Origin of the sequence: Aquamicrobium soli, assembly GCF_042646345.1 — a bacterium.
Lineage (GTDB): Bacteria > Pseudomonadota > Alphaproteobacteria > Rhizobiales > Rhizobiaceae > Mesorhizobium > Mesorhizobium soli_A.
In genome coordinates this window covers 1-1,848 of the sequence record NZ_JBHRTK010000021.1, presented here as the reverse complement: position 1 = coordinate 1,848, position 1,848 = coordinate 1, and the positions used below count along the sequence as shown (strand labels likewise).

General features: G+C 55.9%; 1 protein-coding gene. It reads right to left on the bottom strand.

Annotated features, from left to right (window positions below; genetic code table 11):
• Positions 1 to 1,848 (bottom strand): calcium-binding protein (locus tag ACFOHJ_RS18710; RefSeq protein ID WP_378223298.1); only part of this gene is annotated, 1,848 nt, incomplete at both ends.

Here is a 1,848-nt window from a genome sequence, read left to right as displayed (position 1 = left end):
GTCCGCCCCCTCTCCGCCGTACAGGATGTTCTTGCCGGGCCCGCCGACAAGAATGTCATCGCCTAAACCGCCGATCAAAGTGTCGTTGCCTAGGTCGCCGATGAGCGTATCGTTGCCGGCCCCGCCGTAGAGACTATTGTTGGCATCATTACCGGTCAGGGTGTCGTCGTGATCCGACCCGACAAGGTTCTCGATCGACACAAGCGTGTCGCCTTGCGCATCACCACCCAGCCCCGTGCTGGTGGCCAGGTTGACGGTGACACCTGCGCTAGACCCTTCATAAGAAGCCGTGTCGATACCGGTCCCGCCGTCGAGCTTATCAGCGCCGGGGCCGCCGATGAGAAGATCGTTCCCCCCGCCTGCGTGCAGTTCATCGTCTCCGCCCAGCCCTCGCAGGATATTGGCATTGCCGTCACCATAGAGTTTATCTCCCTGCACCGAGCCGATGAGGTTCTCTATCGACGTATAGCTGTCGCCAGCCGCATCGCCCGCATTTACGACAGACGGGTCCAGGCTCGCGACCACAGCAGCTAGGGCAGTTTGGTAGGAGACCGTATCGCTGCCGGCCCCACCGTCAATCCTATTTGCATGTGAAGCACTGAATAGGTCAGCGCCGGCTGTGCCCATCATCGTCTGGTTGACTGGATCGAATGTGATGCCGATCGTGCCCTGCGCTACATCACCATCTGCATCCGTCAGATCAACTGGAAGGGAGATGCTGACGGGATCGTCTGTAATCGTTGTACTTCCGAAGCCTTTCAGAAGGAAGGGATCACCGTCGACATGCCGAATTTCTAACGTCGTATACATGTCAGCAGTAAATATTGACACATTAGTGTCTGCTGTAATACCAGTAATAGTGACCCCGTTAGTGCTAGTATCGCGCACTACGGTATAGGAAAAACCATCGACCACGACAGTTTTAGTGTTTCCTGCGGAAAAATCGATCGTAGCCGCGTCATTTCCGTGGCTGATTGTCACCTTCGTAATCGGCTCGCGAGTGTAGTCGCCCTTGACGACGTTGTCTTCCGGCGTTGCCGGATTCCCGTCGAAATCATTCGCGTCGCCAGCGTAAAACACCACCTTTGATGAGGACGTGTCCACGAATGTGGAACTCACTCCATTAACAAGATAATGATCGGTAAATTGGTGGTTGGCGGTACCATTGAGGCCCGTCGTGTACCCGCTTCCGCCACTGCCCGGAGTTCCCGTCAAGTTGGTTACAAAATCAAGTTGGACACCTTCGCTCTTTCCAATCGAGCGATTACCAGGTCCGGCACCAAGGTTTTGATCATTGGCGTTGATCGTGCCCCCCGAAGCCGTAGGCGTAATAAGCAGGCCTTGCGAACTATCGGACGCCTTCGGTACGAAACCAACCCAATGTGTATTGCCGCCGATCGGGTCGTAGCCTGAGCCGGTAAAGTCAACATGCTCACTGGCATCAACTTTGCCGTACATCGTCACCGAATAAGCGTCGTTCGCTGTGGTGAAGCTGCCGTCCTGATTGATCGTGGCTTCGAATACCCAATTGGACGTATGGCCGGGGTCGGGAGTATCTGTTGAAGTCGTGGCGATCAGGGTCTGACCGTCATCGCTCACATGATAGTAGATTGTCGCACCATTAGAGGTACGACCACTGTCGCCGCTCAGCGCAGACGAAAAAGTAACCGTACCAAGCTGATCCGCGCCGGTATTATTATCGATATTGCCATCGACATCCAACCATGCGGTCCCCGTCGCACCGATGTCGTTGGAGATGTGTATCGCAACCGGCGCGATGTCATGCGGAACGTCGTCGACGATCTCGATGGTGAGGGTGGCCGGCGCCGTGTCGCCGTCGCTGTCGGT